Source organism: Mycobacterium sp. E1715 (assembly GCF_001667625.1).
Taxonomy (GTDB): domain Bacteria; phylum Actinomycetota; class Actinomycetes; order Mycobacteriales; family Mycobacteriaceae; genus Mycobacterium.
The window spans coordinates 1-1,103 of the sequence record NZ_LZJJ01000014.1 but is presented as its reverse complement, the minus strand read 5'-3'; the positions used below and the strand labels follow the sequence as shown (position 1 = coordinate 1,103).

Sequence of the window (1,103 nt, the reverse complement as noted above, 5' to 3'; positions counted from 1 at the left end):
CCTGTCGTCAACCCCGACCGACCCGCATACCCACACGCCACACCCCGACCCGCCACATACAACTCACCGACCACACCCACCGGCACCGGGTTCAGGCAGTCGTCGAGGACGAGGAAGCTCAGGTGGGCCAGCGGCGCGCCGATCGGGCTGGCGTTGGTGTCGACATCGCTCGCGACGATCTCCCGGAAAGAGGCGTGCACCGTGGTCTCGGTGATGCCATACATGTTGATCAGGCGCGGCGACCGCCGGTGACCGTTCAACCACTTGCCCAGCCGCTGCGGTTCAAGCGCCTCGCCACCGAACACCACGGTCCGCAGTTTCCCCTCCCGGGCCAACTCGGGTGAGAGGGCGTAGAACGCCGACGGTGTCTGGCTCAGCACGTTGACCTGCTCGCGAATCAGCATGGTGCGCAGGTCTTCTGGTGAGCGGACCACCGCGTCGGGCACGATCACCAACCGGCCGCCGTGCAACAGCGACCCGAAGATCTCCCACACCGAGAAGTCGAAGGCCAACGAGTGACACTGCGACCACACCCGGCCCAGCGCCAGCTCGTCGTGCACCGACTCCAGCAACTGGGTGACGTTGTGATGGGTGACGGCCACGCCCTTCGGCGTACCGGTGGTCCCCGAGGTGTAGATGATGTACGCGACGTTCGCCGACGACGGGGCGGGCAGCGGGTCGGCGCACTGGCCCGCGACGGCGGCCGTGTCGAGATCGATGACCGCCACGCCTGATCCGTCGAGCCTCGAGCGCAAGGCGGGGTCGGCGATTGCGGCGATCGGCGCGGCCTACCTGCCCATCGACCCGGCACTGCCGGCGGCCCGCATCGAGTTCATGCTCACCGACGCCCTACCGATCGCCGCCGTCACCACCGCGGGCGTGCGATCGCGGCTCGACGGGTCGGACCTGGCGGTCATCGAATTCGACGACCCGGAAATCGCGACACAATCGGCCGACGCGCTGTCGGCGCCGTCGTCCGCGGACGTCGCGTACATCATCTACACCTCGGGCACGACCGGGGTGCCCAAGGGCGTGGCCGTCACCCATCACAACGTCACCCAGTTGCTGGAGTCGGTGCACGACGAGCTGGCGCTGGGCCGGGT

The 1,103-nt window shown here is 68.4% G+C and carries 2 pseudogenes; one reads left to right on the top strand and one right to left on the bottom strand.

From position 1 onward, the window contains the following. A pseudogene (locus A9X03_RS00605) lies at positions 1–788 on the bottom strand (AMP-binding protein); the annotation flags it as partial. Between A9X03_RS00605 and A9X03_RS30000 the strand changes: the two are divergent. Further along, positions 766–1,103 (top strand): annotated as a pseudogene (locus A9X03_RS30000) (AMP-binding protein); the annotation flags it as partial. The pseudogenes A9X03_RS00605 and A9X03_RS30000 sit on opposite strands and share 23 nt — an antisense overlap.